Source organism: Pseudomonas umsongensis, from assembly GCF_002236105.1.
GTDB classification, from domain to species: Bacteria; Pseudomonadota; Gammaproteobacteria; order Pseudomonadales; family Pseudomonadaceae; genus Aquipseudomonas; species Aquipseudomonas umsongensis.
In genome coordinates this window covers 118,623-136,022 of record NZ_NIWU01000008.1, presented here as the reverse complement: position 1 = coordinate 136,022, position 17,400 = coordinate 118,623, and the positions used below count along the sequence as shown (strand labels likewise).

Below are 17,400 nucleotides of genomic sequence, written 5' to 3'. Positions count from 1 at the left end.
GATGGGTCGTTACCTGAAGTTGGTGTGAAGGGCAGGGCGGTTGGTGCCGGTTGCATGACGAGTGGCAGGCTATGGTGGACAGAACACCTGGCAGGCCGTGCGGTCACACCCATGAGACCCAGCCAAACGGGACGGTGGTCATGAAAAAGCTGCGAATTGCGACATTCAACGTCAACGGCATGCGCGCTCGCCTGCCAAATCTGTTGGCCTGGCTTGAGCGCGAACAACCGGATATCGCCTGCCTCCAGGAACTCAAGTCGGCCGACAGTGCGTTTCCCGCCGCGCAGCTAGAGGCCATCGGCTACGGAGCGATCTGGCAGGGGCAGGCGTCGTGGAACGGGGTGGCGATTCTGGCACGCGATGCGCAGCCACTGGAAAGCCGTCGAGGTCTGCCGGGCGATGACGAGGATAATCACAGTCGATACCTGGAAGCTGCCGTACACGGGATTGTGGTGGGTTGTCTGTACTTGCCCAACGGCAACCCGCAACCAGGGCCGAAGTTCGATTACAAACTGGCCTGGTTCGAGCGCCTGATACGTTACGCAAAGGCGCTGCAGGGCAGTGAGCATCCGGTGGTACTGGCGGGTGACTACAATGTGGTTCCCACCGACCTCGACATCTATAACCCACGTTCCTGGCTCAAGGATGCCTTGCTGCAACCCGAGAGCCGCGAGTGTTATCAGCGTCTGCTGGACCAGGGTTGGACCGATGCTCTGCGACACCTGTATCCGAACGAGCGGGTCTACACCTTCTGGGATTATTTTCGCCAGCACTGGCAGAAGAACTCAGGGTTACGCATCGATCACCTGTTGCTCAACCCGGCCTTGAGTCCATACCTGGAGGACGCGGGTGTCGATGCCTGGGTGCGCAACGAACCCCATGCCAGCGACCATGCGCCCACCTGGATTCAGTTGAGCTCGCGTAAGCGCCGTTGAGTGTTCTTGCCGGCCGATTGGCTAAATCAATTGTCGGCCGTACCCCTTCATCCCTTATACATAGCGTCCACAGCTTGCGTGCATAAGGATCAAGCGATGAGCGAGCCAAGTCTGGCAAACACTGTTTCCTATCTAAAGCGCCTGGGATTCGACGCTCCCCCGGCACCTACGCTTGAAACCCTGCGCCTGCTTCAATTGCGTCACACCGGCGCCTTCGCGTTTGAAAACCTCACCACGCTGGCGGGCGAGCCGGTGCGCATCGACTTGGCGTCGATCGAGCATAAGGTCCTGCAGGATGGGCGCGGCGGTTACTGCTACGAACTCAACTATCTGTTTCTGGTCTTGCTCCAGGCGCTCGGCTTCGACGCGCGGGGTATCAGCGGGCGCGTGGTCATGGGCCAGCCGGAGGGCGCCTGGACCGCGCGTACGCACCGCTTGAGCCTGGTGACGCTCGATGGCGTGCGCTACATCACTGACGTCGGCTTCGGCGGCATGGTGCCCACGGCACCGCTGTTGCTCGACAGCCGCGGTGAACAATGGACTCCCCACGAGCCGTATCGCATTGAGCAGCACGTTGACGGCTACACCCTTCGCGCCAAGGTCGCGAATGAATGGCGGCCCATGTACATCTTCGACCTGCAGCGCCAGGAGGACATCGATTACGCCGTTGGCAACTGGTATGTCTCGACCCACCCCGAATCATCGTTCACCAGGCAACTGATGGTGGCTCGAACCGGGGAAGGGTGGCGACGGACCCTCAATAACGGCAGCTTTGCAATCCATCGTACAGGGCAGGACAGTGAACGCCGGGAAGTGACCAACCTACAGGAGTTGATTGGCGTGCTGGAAAGAGAGTTCGAGATTCGGGTGCCCACGCATGCGTCGTTGATGCGCACACTTGAGCGATTGATAGCGCCGCAATAGTCGACGCATCGTGCACACAAAAAAAGTGCGGATTGGATCAATTTGCACCTTTTCCGTGCTTTTCTAAGGCCGGGCATCAGGCTCCATCACCCGCTGAATTTCGCTGAGGGCTTGCGCGAGCTTTTTTTCCAGGTTTTTCAACTCAGAGGCGGTGATCCCCTTTTTCAGGTGCCTGCCAGTGCTGCCTTCTGTTTTGTCATGCCCGGTCAGCAACGCCCTGCGCAGCGTGTTGTTGATCGCGGTCTGGTAGCCATAACCCTCGCTCTCCGCGAGCGCGCGTGCCGCTTCGATGACGACGTCATCGAGCATGATGGTGATACGGGTCTTGCCTTTGCTGGAGGCAACTGCCCCACGCCTGGCATGGCTGAAGTCGTACTCGTCTTTCATGGGTCAAGCCTCCAGATACTGGCGGCGCTCGTTTTTGCTGGCGAGGCGCGCGGAAATGATTCGAACGAAATTCGGGTCACGATGGGTGTACGCCACGACCAGCAAACGACCTTTGCCGTCCAGCCCCATGATGATCCAGCGCTGTTCATCATGATGATTGTCCTCAAGGGTCAGCGCCCGTTCATCATGGAACACTGGCTCCGTCTCTGCGAGGCTGATACCCAGGTGCTTGAGTTTATTGGCTGCGTTCTTCGCCCTGTGATACTGAATTTCGAATGACTTCATTATGCATACTTTATATGTATATGAAAGAGGGCGATCACTACCGATGGTCACCAGGAATTCAAAAGACTAGTGGGCGCGGGAGAATGGGGCGCGCGGATGTATTTCAAGGTTTTTTACGATGTGATGCGCGATGGCACACAGCCTGCATGAACGACCGTTCATAATTTGACTGGCAAGTTGTATACAACTCTATAGACATTTGTCCTGGATCTTGAATACAGTGTGCGCATAACAAAAACCAGGGAACCCCCTAACATGAAAACGCCCCATGTTTCACACCAACGGCCTGAAGATGAAAATCTCGGGATCGGCGCGAATATGGCTTACGGCCTGCAACATGTTCTGACCATGTACGGTGGCATCGTCGCGGTGCCCTTGATCATTGGGCAGGCGGCCGGGCTGTCGCCGGCGGACATCGGTTTGTTGATTGCTGCTTCATTGTTTGCGGGGGGGCTGGCCACGTTGCTGCAAACCCTGGGTCTACCGTTTTTCGGTTGTCAGTTGCCGCTGGTGCAGGGCGTGTCGTTTTCCGGCGTCGCGACCATGGTGGCGATTGTCAGCAGTGGCGGCGAGGGCGGGTTTCAGTCGATCCTGGGGGCGGTCATAGCCGCTTCCCTGATCGGATTGCTGATCACGCCGGTGTTCTCGCGAATTACCAAGTTCTTCCCGCCGCTGGTCACGGGCATCGTGATCACCACCATCGGTCTAACGCTGATGCCGGTGGCGGCACGCTGGGCCATGGGTGGCAACAGTCACGCCCCTGACTTTGGCAGCATGGCCAACATCGGGTTGGCAGCGGTGACGCTGGTGCTGGTGCTGTTGCTGAGCAAGATCGGCAGCGCCACCATCTCAAGGTTATCGATCCTGCTGGCGATGGTCATCGGTACGGTCATCGCGGTGTTCCTTGGCATGGCGGATTTCTCGTCCGTCGGCCAGGGGCCAATGTTCGGTTTCCCGACACCTTTTCACTTTGGTATGCCGACCTTCCACTTCGCGGCAATCCTGTCGATGTGCATCGTGGTCATGGTGACCCTGGTGGAGACTTCGGCGGATATCCTGGCCGTGGGTGAAATCATCGACACCAAGGTCGATTCCAAGCGCCTGGGCAACGGTTTGCGCGCGGACATGCTGTCGAGCATGATCGCCCCGATCTTCGGCTCCTTCACCCAAAGCGCCTTCGCCCAGAACGTCGGGCTGGTGGCGGTGACCGGCATCAAGAGCCGTTATGTGGTGGCCACCGGCGGCCTGTTCCTGGTGATCCTCGGCCTGCTACCGTTCATGGGGCGTGTGATTGCCGCCGTGCCGACCTCCGTCCTCGGCGGTGCCGGTATCGTGCTGTTCGGCACCGTTGCGGCCAGCGGCATTCGCACGCTGTCCAAGGTCGACTACCGCAATAACGTCAACCTGATCATCGTCGCGACCTCCATCGGTTTCGGCATGATCCCGATCGCCGCGCCGAACTTCTACGATCACTTCCCAAGCTGGTTCGCCACGATCTTCCATTCGGGCATCAGCTCTTCGGCAATCATGGCCATCGTGCTCAACCTGGCCTTCAACCACCTGACCGCCGGTAACTCCGACCAGCAGTCGGTGTTTGCGGCGGGCACCGAGCGGGTGTTGCGCTACCAGGACCTGGCGGCGTTGCGCGAAGGGGATTACTTCAGCGACGGCAAGTTGCACGACTGCGATGGCAAGGAGATTCCAGTGGTGGAATCGGCACATGGGGCGGTGGACCCGCGACCGGTGCTGGCCAAGAGCAGTGAGCATGTCTGACGCAAGGCGTCACTGAAAAGGGCCGATCTGTTGAATAGACAGGTCGGCTTTTTTCTTTTGAAATAAAAAACAACGACCACAAAAAAGCCCCTGAATCTTTCGATTCAGGGGCTTTTCGATATTGCTGTCTGGCTCCACGACCTGGACTCGAACCAGGGACCCAGTGATTAACAGTCACTTGCTCTACCAACTGAGCTATCGCGGAATGGCGCCTATGTTACTGATTCAAAAAGAGAAGTCAAGCACCTGATAGTAAAATCAGGGTTTCATCGGGACGGACGGTGATTTATCGCTGATTGGCGGTTACCGGAATCGCTGGCGAGGGCTACCATGGCAACCCGGAAGTGGTTCCACGCGCTGCCGGCCATTCGCCGATAAGGTACGTGCCATGACTTGCTTGACCGTCACAAAGCTTCGACACAATGGGGTATTCCCATGAGCATCGCGCAAATCAGCCTGCCCAAGGGGGTCGGCCCGCACGCCGAAAAACTATTCGATGCAATCACCCAGGCCAGCAGCGCCGATGAGTTGAACCGTGCAGGGGGCAAGGCCGAGGGTTTTGTCCTGGGCCTGGAAAGCACCAAGGCGATCAAGAGCCAGGTCGCGGAATCGCTATATGTCGCCTATGACGATGCCGCCAGCCAGCGCGCGACCGAACTGGCCTAGCCGCCGAAGGTAATGGTGCCAAGCATCAGTTTGGCGTAGAGCGCCGTTGCACCCAGTTGCACCAGCCACAGGGCCAGGCCGCCGAGAAACACGCCGCCAGCGACTTGCATCACCAGGTTGTTGCCGCGTTGTCTGGCCGGGGTGCGGGGGATGAAGTCGTCCAGGTCATCGCGATCAGCGCGTAGGTCATCGTTTTTCATATCGGCTCTCGTAAGAAATCTCGGGTGTACACCACACCTTGTAGGAGCGAGCATGCTCGCGAGGAACCTGAGGGCACCGCGGGGCGTCAGGTTTCCCGAGTCATCGCTAACGACCATCGCGAGCATGCTCGCTCCTGCAGTGGATGGATGTGTGCAGTTTAGAGGGCTCGCTCTGGTTGCTGAAAATTATCTGCGCCAAACAAAAAACGGGAAGCCAGTGGCTTCCCGTTTTTCGTATCAGCAGACCAATCAGATCACCTGAACGATCGCATCCGTCACAACCTTGATGTTGCTCTGGTTCAGGGCAGCCACGCAGATACGGCCGGTGTCCAGGGCGTAGATGCCGAACTCATTGCGCAGGCGATGCACTTGTTCAACGCTCAGGCCAGAGTACGAGAACATGCCGCGCTGGCGACCGACGAAGCTGAAGTCACGCTGCGGCGCGTTTTTCGCCAGGGTCTCGACCATTTGCGTGCGCATGCCACGAATGCGCAGGCGCATCTCGGCAAGCTCCGCTTCCCACTGGGCGCGCAGCTCCGGGCTGTTGAGTACGGCGGCGACGATGCTTGCACCGTGGGTTGGCGGGTTGGAGTAGTTGGTGCGGATCACGCGCTTGACTTGCGACAGTACGCGCGCGCTTTCTTCTTTCGATTCGCTGACGATCGACAGGGCGCCAACGCGCTCGCCGTACAGCGAGAACGATTTGGAGAACGAGCTGGAAACAAAGAAGGTCAGGCCCGATTCGGCGAACAGGCGCACGGCAGCGGCGTCTTCATCGATGCCGTCGCCGAAACCTTGATATGCCATGTCGAGGAACGGCACGTGACCCTTGGCTTTTACCACTTCCAGGACGTTGTTCCAGTCCGCTGGGCTCAGGTCCACACCGGTCGGGTTGTGGCAGCAAGCGTGCAACACAATGATCGAGCCGGACGGCAGGGCGTTCAGGTCTTCCAGCAAACCAGCACGGTTCACGTCATGGGTGGCGGCATCGTAGTAGCGATAGTTCTGCACCGGGAAGCCGGCGGTTTCAAACAGCGCGCGGTGGTTTTCCCAGCTTGGGTCGCTGATCGCCACGACGGCGTTCGGCAGCAGTTGCTTGAGGAAGTCGGCACCGATTTTCAGTGCGCCAGTACCGCCAACGGCCTGGGTGGTGATGACTCGGCCAGCGGCGATCAGTGGCGAATCATTGCCAAACAGCAATTTTTGCACGGCCTGGTCGTAGGCGGCGATGCCGTCGATTGGCAGGTAGCCACGGGAAGCGTGTTGAGCGACGCGAATGGTTTCGGCTTCGACAACGGCGCGCAGGAGTGGGATTTTCCCCTCCTCGTTGCAATAAACACCGACTCCCAGGTTGACCTTGTTGGTACGGGTGTCGGCGTTGAATGCTTCGTTGAGGCCCAGGATTGGATCGCGTGGTGCCATTTCGACAGCGGAGAACAGGCTCATTTTTGCGGCGGCTCTGAATGGAGAATGGAGGGACGTGTCGCGCTCCAGCCGAATGCACTAGAGCGGTGCACAAACGGGGAGCTAGTATAGAGGCCATCCGCGAGAGATGGCGACAGACGAATCGGCTTTTAAGGTAAGTTTTTTCTATTATTTTTCGACCATTAGTCGATTAGCGCCGTCAAAGGCTTTACGCGTTGTAGGACGTTTACCTTGAAAGCGCCGGCAATCGGCTCCACATTGAGCGCAATCCAGTTTTTTCCTCGGGCGACATCGGTCGTTTGCGGTCTTTCTCGTTCGTGCCGGTTTTACTGGCAAGAGTGATCCCAGAGGTTTTACATGTCTGAATTCCAGCTAGTCACCCGCTTCGAGCCTGCCGGCGATCAACCAGAGGCCATCCGCCTGATGGTCGAGGGCATTGAGGCCGGGCTGGCGCACCAGACTTTGCTCGGTGTGACAGGTTCCGGCAAGACCTTCAGCATCGCCAACGTGATCGCCCAGGTACAGCGCCCGACCCTGGTACTGGCGCCGAACAAGACCCTGGCGGCGCAGTTGTACGGTGAATTCAAGGCGTTCTTCCCGAACAATGCCGTCGAATACTTCGTTTCCTACTACGACTACTACCAGCCTGAAGCGTACGTGCCGTCTTCGGACACCTTCATCGAGAAAGACGCTTCGATCAATGACCATATCGAGCAGATGCGGCTGTCCGCGACCAAGGCTTTGCTGGAGCGCAAGGACGCGATCATCGTCACCACGGTGTCGTGCATCTACGGTCTGGGCAGCCCGGAAACCTACCTGAAGATGGTTTTGCACGTGGATCGTGGCGACAAGCTTGACCAGCGTGAATTGCTGCGCCGCCTGGCTGACCTGCAATACACCCGCAACGACATGGAATTTGCCCGTGCGACGTTCCGGGTGCGCGGCGATGTGATCGATATCCACCCGGCGGAATCAGATTTCGAAGCGATCCGCATCGAGCTCTTCGATGACGAAGTGGAGAGCCTGTCGGCCTTCGATCCGTTGACCGGTGAAGTCATTCGCAAGCTGCCGCGCTTCACCTTCTACCCGAAAAGCCACTACGTGACACCTCGGGAAACCTTGCTGGATGCCGTCGAAGGGATCAAGGTCGAGTTGCAGGAGCGCCTGGACTACCTGCGTTCCAACAACAAGCTGGTGGAGGCGCAGCGCCTGGAGCAGCGCACCCGGTTTGACCTGGAGATGATTCTGGAACTGGGTTATTGCAATGGTATCGAGAACTACTCGCGCTACCTGTCCGGTCGCGAAGCCGGGGCGCCGCCGCCGACCCTGTACGATTACCTGCCAGCCGACGCTTTGCTGGTGATCGACGAATCCCACGTCAGCGTGCCGCAAGTAGGCGCCATGTACAAAGGCGACCGCTCGCGTAAAGAGACGTTGGTGGAATATGGCTTCCGCCTGCCATCGGCGCTGGACAATCGGCCGATGCGTTTCGATGAGTGGGAAAGCATCAGCCCGCAGACGATTTTTGTCTCGGCGACGCCAGGCAATTATGAGGCCGAACACGCTGGGCGCGTCATTGACATGGTGGTGCGTCCGACCGGTCTGGTGGACCCGCAGATCGAGATCCGCCCGGCACTGACCCAGGTCGACGATTTGCTGTCGGAAATCACCAAGCGCGTCGCCCTGGAAGAGCGAGTGCTGGTCACGACGCTGACCAAGCGCATGGCCGAGGACTTGACTGACTACCTGGCCGATCACGGCGTGCGCGTACGCTATCTGCACTCGGACATCGACACCGTGGAGCGGGTGGAGATCATCCGCGACTTGCGCCTTGGCACCTTCGATGTGCTGGTGGGGATCAACCTGCTGCGCGAGGGCCTGGACATGCCGGAAGTGTCGCTGGTGGCGATCCTCGATGCCGACAAGGAAGGCTTCCTGCGTTCCGAGCGTTCGCTGATCCAGACCATCGGTCGGGCGGCGCGTAACCTCAATGGCCGGGCGATTCTGTATGCCGACCGGATCACTGGCTCCATGGAGCGGGCGATCGGCGAAACCGAGCGTCGCCGCGACAAGCAGATCGCCTTCAACCTGGCCAACGGCATCACGCCCAAGGGCGTGTTCAAGGACGTTGCCGATATCATGGAAGGCGCCACCGTGCCGGGTTCGCGCAGCAAGAAGCGCAAGGGCATGGCCAAGGCCGCCGAGGAAAACGCCCGGTACGAAGCCGAGTTGCGCTCGCCGGGTGAGATCGCCAAGCGTATCAAGGCGTTGGAAGAGAAGATGTACCAGTTGGCGCGTGACCTGGAATTCGAAGCGGCGGCGCAGATGCGTGACGAGATTGCCAAGTTGCGCGAGCGCTTGATTACAGTCTGAGATTTGCGTTGCGTGCGCGGGCCTCTTCGCGAGCAGGCTCGCTCCCACAAGGTTTAGCGTAATTCCAGTGGGAGCGAGCCTGCTCGCGAAGGCCGCGACTCGGTCTCAATGTGCTTCCCCAGCCTTCAACCCTGCCGGCAATGTCCTCGTCAGCAACACCGCCAACATGCTGATCCCCAGCGCAATCCCGACAAAATGAAACGCATCGTTGTAGGCCATGATCGACGCCTGCTGATGGGCGATCTCACTGAGTTTGCCCAAAGCCGCTGTTTCGTTGCCCAGCGTGTTGGTCAATGAAGCCAGGCGTTCGGCCACCTGTGGATTGCTTGGCACGATGGACTCGCGCAAATAATCAAAATAGGTCTTGGTCCGCGCATCCAGCAGGGTGGCGAGGAGGGCGATGCCAATGGCGCCGCCGAGGTTACGCAGGATGTTGAACAGGCTCGAAGCCGACCCCGCATCCTGGGGCAGGATGTACGCTGTGGCGATCAGCGAAATGGTGACCATGATCAGCGGCTGGCCCAATGCCCGAATGATCTGGATCTGGTTGAACTGTGGCCCGGCGAAGTCCGGGTTGAGCACGCCGGAGTAAAAGCTTGCCAGGCCGAACAAGCCGAAGCCAATCGTGCACAGCCATTTCGGCGAGACAACCTTCATCAGCTTGGGCACCAGCGGGATCAGGAACAGCTGCGGCACGCCCATCCACATGATCACTTCGCCGATCTGCAGGGCGTTGTAGTTCTGGATCTGCGCCAGATACAGCGGCAACAGGTAGATCGACCCGTACAGGCCAACCCCCATCCCGATGCTGGAAATGCTCGATAGACCGAAGTTGCGGTTGCCCAGGATGCCGAGGTTGATCAGCGGATTGGGCTTGGAAAACTGTACGATCACAAAAGTGATCAAGCTAATTAGCGCGATGCTGCCCAGGGCCACGATCAGGTTGGACTCGAGCCAGTCCTTGCGATGCCCTTCCTCCAGGAATACCTGCAAACAGCCAAGGCCGACGCCCAGGGTAACGATGCCGGCGTAGTCGGTGCTTTTAAGCAATTCCCAGTGGGCCGCTTTCTTTTCCAGGCCGTACATCAGCCCGGCGATCATGAGCAGGCCAGGCGGTATGTTGATGTAGAAAATGTATTCCCAGCCCCAGTTTTCCGTCAGCCAGCCACCGAGCGTCGGGCCGATCGATGGCGCGAAGGTTGCCGTCATCGCAAACATGGCCATGCCTTTGGCGCGGTGATGTTCGGGAAGTTTGATCAGGGTCAGGGTGAAGGCCAGCGGAATCAGCGCGCCGCCCGTGAAGCCCTGCAGTGCACGAAAGACGATCATGCTCTCCAGGCTCCAGGCCATGGAGCACAGCAGCGAGGCAACGAGAAAACCCAGGGAAACCCACACCGCGAGGCGTCGCGCTGATAACAGCTGAACCAGCCATGCGGTCAACGGGATCATGATGATTTCCGCCACCAGGTACGAGGTGGAAATCCACGAGCCTTCTTCCAGGGTGGCTGACAGCGCCCCCTGAATATCCTTGAGCGATGAATTGGTGATCTGAATGTCGAGCACCGCCATGAAGGCGCCGAGCATCACGCTCATCACCGCGATCCAGTCCCGCCGGGTCGGTTCCCCGACCGGGCGAATCAGTTGATCACCGGCCATCGTCAAGTGTGTCTTTGCTGCTCACTTTGGTGGTGAGATCTTCCGGGGCGTCCTTGATATTCACCTTGGCGGTCACCGACATGCCCGGGCGGATCTTGCCGCGCAACGGGTTATCGGCGGCGAAGGTCAGCTTCACGGGGATCCGTTGCACGACTTTGGTGAAGTTGCCCGTGGCATTGTCTGGCGGCAACAGGCTGAACTGCGCGCCCGAGGCGGCGAACAGGCTGTCGACCCGGGCTTCGATCGGCGTGTCGCCGTAGGCGTCGAAGGTCAGCTCGGCTATCTGTCCGGGCTGCATGTGGCCAATCTGGGTTTCCTTGAAGTTGGCCTGAATCCAGATGTCTTCATCGGGCACCACCGACAGCAGATAGGCGCCGGCCTGCACGAATTGGCCATTGCGCGCGGCACGCTGGCCGATCAGGCCGCTGATCGGTGCATGGATTTCACTGCGGGAGAGGTTCAGCTCGGCCTGGGCCAGGTCGGCCCTGGCATTGGCGATCTGCGCGTCGAGGCGTTTGATTTCGGCACTCAACGCGTTGATTTGCTGGCGCTGGCCCTGGGCGTCCGCCTGGGCCTTGAGCAGCTGTGAGCGGGCAATGTGGTTGTCGGCCGAGAGCGTGGTCACGCGTTCTTCCGAGACATAACCGGGCTTGCGCAAGGTTTCGGCGCGGGTCAGGTCTATCTGTGAACGGCCCAGGCTCGCCTGGCTGGACGCGACTTGCGCGTCGCTGGCGGCAATCAGGCTGGCCTGCTGGGTCAGTTTGCTCTGGGCTTGCAGGCGTTCGGCCTGACGGGTGGCGAGCGTTGCATTGGCGCGGTCGACGGCGAGGCGGAAATCATCGCCTTCGAGTCTTATCAGCAACTGGCCTTTCTCGACGTGCTGGTTGTCCTGCACCAACACCTCATCGATGCGCGCCCCCAACTGGCTCGACACGCGGGTGATTTCGCCCTGGACATAGGCGTTATCGGTGCTTTCATAAAACCGCCCGTTGAAAAACCAATGGGCGAAAAAGCCCCCGGCGATCAGCAGGACAAGCAACAGGAAGAGGGACAGGCGACGCTTGAGTTGGGCAGGCATGGGGCAAACTGTAGTCGAGAATATGTAAGGAAAGTTATCAGCTGGTGAATCTGGCACACAGCCGATAAACGGTAAATGCCATCGGCTGATATTCGGCCATTCACCACGGCATACAGGCGTTGTAGACGCAAACTTGGCTTAAATGCCCTGTTCACTGGAGCGGGGCGGGTGTCGCCTGTTACCATTCGCCCTTTGTTTGATCTTCTTTTCGAGACTTGCCATGACCACCGTCCGCACGCGCATCGCGCCATCGCCTACCGGGGACCCCCACGTAGGTACCGCTTACATCGCATTGTTCAACTACTGCTTTGCCAAGCAGCACGGCGGTGAGTTCATCCTGCGGATCGAAGACACCGACCAGCTGCGTTCGACCCGCGAGTCCGAGCAGCAGATTTTCGACGCCCTGCGCTGGTTGGGTATCGACTGGAGCGAAGGCCCGGACGTCGGCGGCCCCCACGGCCCGTATCGTCAAAGCGAGCGCGGCGAGATCTATCAGAAGTACTGCCAGCAGCTCGTAGACATGGGCCATGCCTTCCCGTGCTTCTGCACCGCCGAAGAGCTGGACCAGATGCGTGCCGAACAAATGGCCCGTGGCGAAACCCCACGATACGACGGCCGAGCGCTGTTGCTGTCCAAGGAAGAAGTGGCGCGCCGCCTGGCCGCTGGTGAACCGCACGTGATCCGCATGAAGGTCCCGAGCGAAGGCGTGTGCGTAGTGCCGGACATGCTGCGTGGCGACGTTGAAATCCCGTGGGACCGCATGGACATGCAAGTTCTGATGAAGACCGACGGCCTGCCGACGTACTTCCTGGCCAACGTGGTCGATGACCATCTGATGGGCATCACCCACGTATTGCGCGGCGAAGAGTGGCTGCCGTCAGCGCCGAAACTGATCCTCTTGTACGAATACTTCGGCTGGGAACAACCGGAGCTGTGCTATATGCCGCTGCTGCGTAACCCGGACAAGAGCAAGCTGTCCAAGCGCAAGAACCCGACTTCGGTGACGTTCTACGAGCGCATGGGCTTTATGCCCGAAGCAATGCTCAACTACCTGGGCCGGATGGGCTGGTCGATGCCGGACGAGCGCGAGAAGTTCTCGCTGCAGGAAATGGTCGATAACTTCGACCTCAAGCGCGTCTCCCTTGGCGGGCCGATTTTCGACATCGAGAAACTGTCCTGGCTCAACGGCCAGTGGCTGCGTGACCTGCCGGTGGAAGAGTTCGCTGCGCGCGTGCAGAAGTGGGCATTCAATGCCGAATACATGATGAAGATCGCGCCGCACGTGCAGGGCCGCGTCGAGACATTCAGCCAGGTTGCACCGCTGGCCGGATTCTTCTTTGCCGGTGGCGTGAATCCGGACGCCAGGCTGTTCGAATCGAAGAAGCTCTCGGGCGATCAGGTTCGCCAGTTGATGCAGTTGATCCTGTGGAAGCTCGAAAGCCTGCGCCAGTGGGAGAAGGACAGCATCACCGCGACCATTCAGGCAGTGGTCGAATCCCTGGAGTTGAAGCTGCGTGATGCCATGCCGCTGATGTTCGCCGCGATCACCGGCCAGGCCAGCTCGGTGTCGGTGCTCGATGCGATGGAAATCCTCGGGCCGGACCTGACCCGGTTCCGCCTGCGCCAGGCGATCGATCTGCTGGGTGGCGTGTCGAAGAAAGAAAACAAGGAGTGGGAAAAGTTGTTGGGCGCTATCGCCTGATTCCCACTGTAGGAGCTGCCGCAGGCTGCGATCTTTTGATCTTGCTTCTAAAAGCCAACGTCAAAAGATCGCAGCCTTCGGCAGCTCCTACGGGTCTGCGTTCCTCGCAAACAGCCTGTTGTTTCGGGGGGAGGGCGGTAAGTGATTGTTATGTCGGCAAAAAATTTTATTTTTTTTGAAAAATAAGTTTGACAGGCTTTCGATACGCCCTTAAGATTCGCCCCGTCCTCAGCGATGAAGCCAACGGCAACATCAACGATGAGGGGCTATAGCTCAGCTGGGAGAGCGCTTGCATGGCATGCAAGAGGTCGACGGTTCGATCCCGTCTAGCTCCACCAATTTACACTTCGAGGTCTGGCCACACCGGCCTCGAAGCGATCAACACTCAGCGTTGATCAGTTGTATAGAAGGGTTTGCGTCCCCTTCGTCTAGTGGCCTAGGACACCGCCCTTTCACGGCGGTAACAGGGGTTCGAGTCCCCTAGGGGACGCCAGTTTTACAGAAGCGATGTTGCAAGATGTCGCTCCGCCGAGAGGCGAAAAATCCGGGGCTATAGCTCAGCTGGGAGAGCGCCTGCATGGCATGCAGGAGGTCAGCGGTTCGATCCCGCTTAGCTCCACCAATTTTACAGTTCAAGGTCTGGCCACACCGGCCTTGAATCGATCAGTTCTCAGCGCTGATCATTGTATAGAAGGGTTTGCGTCCCCTTCGTCTAGTGGCCTAGGACACCGCCCTTTCACGGCGGTAACAGGGGTTCGAGTCCCCTAGGGGACGCCACGATTACCCGCTCTGCGGGATTTTATAAGGGTCATTCAATTATTGAATGGCCCTTTTGTTTGTCTGGCGTTTGGCCAAATCTCCCTCTTTCTCCCAAACTGTTCTTCAGACCAGCGGTCACATCCACGACTTGCAGAAAATTATTATGAGAATAATATTCTAGTCGTAATATTCGGAGGCAACGATGAACGATAAAAAAGCTCAAACCCGCGAACGCATTCTCAAGGCAGCCAGCGCCGCGCTGATCCAGCGTGGTCCGGCCGAGCCAAGCGTTGGCGAAGTGATGGGCGCGGCCGGCCTGACCGTCGGCGGCTTTTATGCGCACTTCGAAAGCAAGGACGCGATGATGCTGGAAGCGTTCAAGCAGTTGCTGGGTCACCGCCGTGACCTGATTGCCGACATGGATGCCGAGTTGACCGGTGAAGAGCGTCGCGCGTTGGTTGCAGCGTTTTATCTGTCACGCAAACACCGCGATTCCAGCGAGTCTGCGTGCCCGATCCCGGCCTCGATCGGTGAGCTCGGACGCCTGCCCGAGGCGTTTCGAATTGCACTGAATGAACACATGGAGCTGATGGTCGCGCAATTGGCGGCCAGTCCTGAAGACACCGACAAAGCCCTGGCTGATCTGGCCTTGATGGTGGGCGGCCTGGCGCTGGCACGGGCGCTGGGACCCGGTGATTTATCCGATCGTTTGCTGCGCGCGGCCAAGTCGGCGGTGCGTTGACCTGAAGGCTGCGGCCTGGGGAGAATGCGATGAGCACGTTGAAGTGGGTTCGTGGCGTTAATGGCACCTTGGGTTGGTTCGCCCCGAAGCTGGTGGCGAGCAAAATGCGATTGGCATTCATGACGCCGCGCGATTTTCCACCGCGTGATTGGGAATTGCCGCTGCTGGCCAAATCCGAACGAATCACTTTGCGTTTCGGCCTTTCAGCGTTGCGCTGGGGGCAAGGCCCGGCAGTGCTTTTGATGCACGGCTGGGAAGGTCGGCCCACACAGTTTGCCAGCCTGATCACGGCGCTGGTCGATGCCGGGTATTCGGTTGTCGCTTTGGACGGCCCGGCGCACGGTCGCTCGCCCGGGCGCGAGGCGAATGTCGTGCTGTTCGCCCGAGCCCTGCTGGAAGCGGCCGCCGAATTGCCGCCGCTGCAAGCAGTTATCGGCCACTCCATGGGCGGCGCCAGTGCCATGCTTGCCGTGCAAATGGGCCTGCGCACCGAAACCCTGGTCAGCATTGCCGCCCCGGCGCGGATTCTCGGGGTATTGCGCGGTTTCGCCCGCTATGTGGGGTTGCCCCCGAAAGCCCGCTCGGCGTTCATCCGCCAGGTCGAGTCTGACGTCGGCATGCGCGCGGCGATGCTGGATGTCGCGCACTACCAGCTCGACATGCCTGGCCTGATCGTGCACGCCGAGGACGACACCCATGTCCCGGTCAAGGAATCACAACTGATCCACGAAGCCTGGTTCGACAGTCGTCTGCTGCGTTTGCAGGAAGGCGGTCATCAGCGGGTGCTGGCTGACCCGCGGGTGATTGATGGCGTGTTATCACTGCTGGCCGGTCGCAGCCTGCAATCGCGCCAATCGGCTTGAGCATCCGTTACACTGCCCCGGTCGAATCAATCTGACCGGGGAGTGGGGCATGGGCTGGGATCGGGCAACGCCGTTTATCATTGATCTGCAAGTGGGCGCCGAAGACATCGACGGGCTGGGGCACGCCAATAACGCGGTGTACGTGACCTGGCTCGAACGTTGTGCCTGGCGCCACTCCCAGCGCCTCGGCCTGGATCTGGTCGAATACCGTCGGCTGGACCGAGCAATGGCGGTGGTGCGCCACGAAATCGATTACCTGGCGGCCGCCTATGAAGGCGATGAGCTGCAACTGGCGACCTGGATCGTCGATTGGGACCAGCGCCTGAAAATGACCCGGCATTTCCAGTTGAAGCGGCCCAGCGATAATTCGACCTTGCTGCGCGCGCAAACCACGTTCGTTTGCATCGAGCTGTCCACCGGCAAGCCCAAGCGCATGCCTGCCGAGTTCATCGAAGGCTACGGCCCGGCGCTGCAAGCCCCCGCCTGCCCCCCCCTGTAGGAGCGAGCATGCTCGCGATGGTCGTCAACGATTACGCTGGGAACCTGACACCCCGCAGCGCTCTCAGGTTCATCGCGAGCAGGCTCGCTCCTACAGGGTTCTGCGATTTCTCGCGATATCCAGTAAACTGCCGCACGTTTTTCGTTGAGTGTGTTTTTCATGCAAATTGCCTTGGCGCCCATGGAGGGGTTGGTCGACGATATCCTGCGCGACGTGCTGACCCGAGTGGGCGGTATCGATTGGTGCGTGACCGAGTTCATTCGGGTCAACGATCAACTGCTCACGCCTGCTTATTTCCATAAATTCGGCCCGGAACTGCTGAACGGCGCCCGGACTGCTTCTGGTGTGCCGCTGCGCGTCCAGTTGCTGGGTTCGGACCCTGTGTGCCTGGCGGAAAACGCCGCGCTGGCCTGCGAGCTGGGTTCCGAGGTGATCGACCTCAATTTCGGCTGCCCGGCCAAGACGGTCAACAAGTCCCGGGGCGGCGCGGTACTGCTCAAGGAGCCTGAGCTGCTCAATCAGATCGTCGAGCATGTCCGTCGCGCCGTTCCGGCGCACATTCCGGTAACGGCCAAGATGCGCCTGGGCTTCGATAGTCCGGACGGTGCGCTGGTGTGCGCCACGGCCCTGGCTGAAGGCGGTGCCGAGCATATCGTGGTCCACGCCCGGACCAAGACTGACGGCTACAAGCCACCTGCCCACTGGGAGTGGATCCCGCGGGTACAGGACGTGGTCAAGGTGCCGGTGTTCGCCAACGGTGATATCTGGAGCGTCGAAGACTGGCGCCGTTGCCGCGAAATCAGCGGCGTGGAAGACATCATGCTCGGTCGCGGCCTGGTTTCGCGCCCCGATCTGGCCCGGCAAATCGCGGCGGCGAAGGCCGGTGAAGAGGTCGTTGAAATGACCTGGGCCGAGTTGCTGCCGTTGATCCAGGATTTCTGGCTGCAAGCCAAGGCGCAGATGACTGCGCGCCAATCGCCGGGCCGCTTGAAGCAGTGGCTGGCAATGTTGACCCGCAATTATCCCGAGGCGGTCGAGTTGTTCAGCGTCCTGCGCCGTGAAACCGAGCTGGACCAAGTCTCGCGTTTGTTGGGGTTGCAGGTGGCTGAAGCGGCCTGAAAAAAGTCAAAAAA

Annotated in this window: 16 protein-coding genes and 5 tRNA genes; 14 read left to right on the top strand and 7 right to left on the bottom strand. The window is 59.5% G+C overall.

The genetic code is table 11. The features are described from left to right. The first annotated feature begins 140 nt into the window (after window positions 1–140). On the top strand, window positions 141–935 hold the full coding sequence (locus tag PSUM_RS27875; RefSeq protein WP_020795518.1) for an exodeoxyribonuclease III: 795 nt from the start codon (window positions 141–143) through the stop codon (window positions 933–935). 96 nt (window positions 936–1,031) lie between these two features. Continuing rightward, a complete protein-coding gene (locus PSUM_RS27870) occupies window positions 1,032–1,859 on the top strand; it encodes an arylamine N-acetyltransferase family protein (protein ID WP_083349504.1) in 828 nt (275 codons plus the stop codon). A gap of 63 nt (window positions 1,860–1,922) precedes the next feature. Here PSUM_RS27870 and PSUM_RS27865 read toward each other — a convergent pair whose 3' ends face one another. Then, window positions 1,923–2,246 carry a BrnA antitoxin family protein gene (locus PSUM_RS27865; protein ID WP_020795516.1) on the bottom strand — a complete coding sequence of 108 codons (324 nt, stop codon included), beginning with the start codon at window positions 2,244–2,246 and terminating at the stop codon, window positions 1,923–1,925. Between the two features lie 3 nt (window positions 2,247–2,249). Beyond that, window positions 2,250–2,531 carry a BrnT family toxin gene (locus PSUM_RS27860; protein WP_020795515.1) on the bottom strand — a complete coding sequence of 94 codons (282 nt, stop codon included), beginning with the start codon at window positions 2,529–2,531 and terminating at the stop codon, window positions 2,250–2,252. Window positions 2,532–2,786: 255 nt separating this feature from the next. On the opposite strand from PSUM_RS27860, the gene PSUM_RS27855 reads away from it, so the two are divergent. Then, window positions 2,787–4,304, top strand: a complete 1,518-nt coding sequence (locus PSUM_RS27855) for a nucleobase:cation symporter-2 family protein (protein ID WP_020795514.1) — start codon at window positions 2,787–2,789, stop codon at window positions 4,302–4,304. A gap of 129 nt (window positions 4,305–4,433) precedes the next feature. Here the strand turns inward: PSUM_RS27855 and PSUM_RS27850 are convergent. Continuing rightward, window positions 4,434–4,509, bottom strand: a tRNA-Asn gene (locus PSUM_RS27850). 230 nt (window positions 4,510–4,739) lie between these two features. Between PSUM_RS27850 and PSUM_RS27845 the strand changes: the two genes are divergently transcribed. Beyond that, entirely contained in the window at window positions 4,740–4,970 is a 231-nt protein-coding gene (locus PSUM_RS27845) for a hypothetical protein (RefSeq protein WP_020795513.1), read from the top strand. On the opposite strand, the gene PSUM_RS27840 is transcribed toward PSUM_RS27845, so the two are convergent. Then, window positions 4,967–5,170, bottom strand: a complete 204-nt coding sequence (locus PSUM_RS27840; protein ID WP_083350179.1) for a hypothetical protein — start codon at window positions 5,168–5,170, stop codon at window positions 4,967–4,969. The two genes, PSUM_RS27845 and PSUM_RS27840, sit on opposite strands and share 4 nt — an antisense overlap. A gap of 249 nt (window positions 5,171–5,419) precedes the next feature. Continuing rightward, window positions 5,420–6,616, bottom strand: a complete 1,197-nt coding sequence (locus tag PSUM_RS27835) for an amino acid aminotransferase (RefSeq protein WP_033042130.1) — start codon at window positions 6,614–6,616, stop codon at window positions 5,420–5,422. A 336-nt stretch (window positions 6,617–6,952) separates the two neighbouring features. Here PSUM_RS27835 and uvrB point away from each other — a divergent pair, with 336 nt between their 5' ends. Then, window positions 6,953–8,968, top strand: coding sequence for an excinuclease ABC subunit UvrB (gene uvrB / locus PSUM_RS27830; RefSeq protein ID WP_033042129.1), 2,016 nt, complete (start codon window positions 6,953–6,955; stop codon window positions 8,966–8,968). A gap of 105 nt (window positions 8,969–9,073) precedes the next feature. Here the strand turns inward: uvrB and PSUM_RS27825 are convergent, their stop codons facing one another. Beyond that, window positions 9,074–10,624 carry an MDR family MFS transporter gene (locus PSUM_RS27825; protein ID WP_083349503.1) on the bottom strand — a complete coding sequence of 517 codons (1,551 nt, stop codon included), beginning with the start codon at window positions 10,622–10,624 and terminating at the stop codon, window positions 9,074–9,076. Then, the gene (locus PSUM_RS27820) at window positions 10,614–11,702 is read right to left on the bottom strand and encodes an HlyD family secretion protein (protein ID WP_020795508.1); all 1,089 of its coding nucleotides are present in this window, start codon (window positions 11,700–11,702) and stop codon (window positions 10,614–10,616) included. Before PSUM_RS27820 ends, PSUM_RS27825 begins: the two co-directional genes overlap by 11 nt. 220 nt (window positions 11,703–11,922) lie before the next feature. On the opposite strand from PSUM_RS27820, the gene gltX reads away from it, so the two are divergent. The 9 genes from gltX to PSUM_RS27775 all read left to right on the top strand — a co-directional run bounded on the left by gltX (window position 11,923) and on the right by PSUM_RS27775 (window position 17,386). Then, entirely contained in the window at window positions 11,923–13,404 is a 1,482-nt protein-coding gene (gltX, locus tag PSUM_RS27815; protein ID WP_020795507.1) for a glutamate--tRNA ligase, read from the top strand. Between the two features lie 262 nt (window positions 13,405–13,666). Continuing rightward, window positions 13,667–13,742: transfer RNA gene (locus PSUM_RS27810), tRNA-Ala, on the top strand. Window positions 13,743–13,821: 79 nt separating this feature from the next. Then, window positions 13,822–13,897: transfer RNA gene (locus PSUM_RS27805), tRNA-Glu, on the top strand. Window positions 13,898–13,950: 53 nt separating this feature from the next. After that, window positions 13,951–14,026 (top strand) — tRNA-Ala (locus tag PSUM_RS27800). A 79-nt stretch (window positions 14,027–14,105) separates the two neighbouring features. Then, window positions 14,106–14,181, top strand: a tRNA-Glu gene (locus tag PSUM_RS27795). Window positions 14,182–14,365: 184 nt separating this feature from the next. Then, window positions 14,366–14,905 (top strand): TetR/AcrR family transcriptional regulator, encoded by a 540-nt coding sequence (locus tag PSUM_RS27790; protein ID WP_020795506.1) that lies wholly within the window; start codon window positions 14,366–14,368, stop codon window positions 14,903–14,905. Between the two features lie 29 nt (window positions 14,906–14,934). Then, the gene (locus PSUM_RS27785) at window positions 14,935–15,768 is read left to right on the top strand and encodes an alpha/beta fold hydrolase (protein ID WP_020795505.1); all 834 of its coding nucleotides are present in this window, start codon (window positions 14,935–14,937) and stop codon (window positions 15,766–15,768) included. A gap of 49 nt (window positions 15,769–15,817) precedes the next feature. Further along, window positions 15,818–16,267 (top strand): acyl-CoA thioesterase, encoded by a 450-nt coding sequence (locus tag PSUM_RS27780; protein ID WP_020795504.1) that lies wholly within the window; start codon window positions 15,818–15,820, stop codon window positions 16,265–16,267. A gap of 159 nt (window positions 16,268–16,426) precedes the next feature. Beyond that, on the top strand, window positions 16,427–17,386 hold the full coding sequence (locus PSUM_RS27775) for a tRNA dihydrouridine synthase (protein ID WP_033041345.1): 960 nt from the start codon (window positions 16,427–16,429) through the stop codon (window positions 17,384–17,386). Window positions 17,387–17,400: the final 14 nt, after the last annotated feature.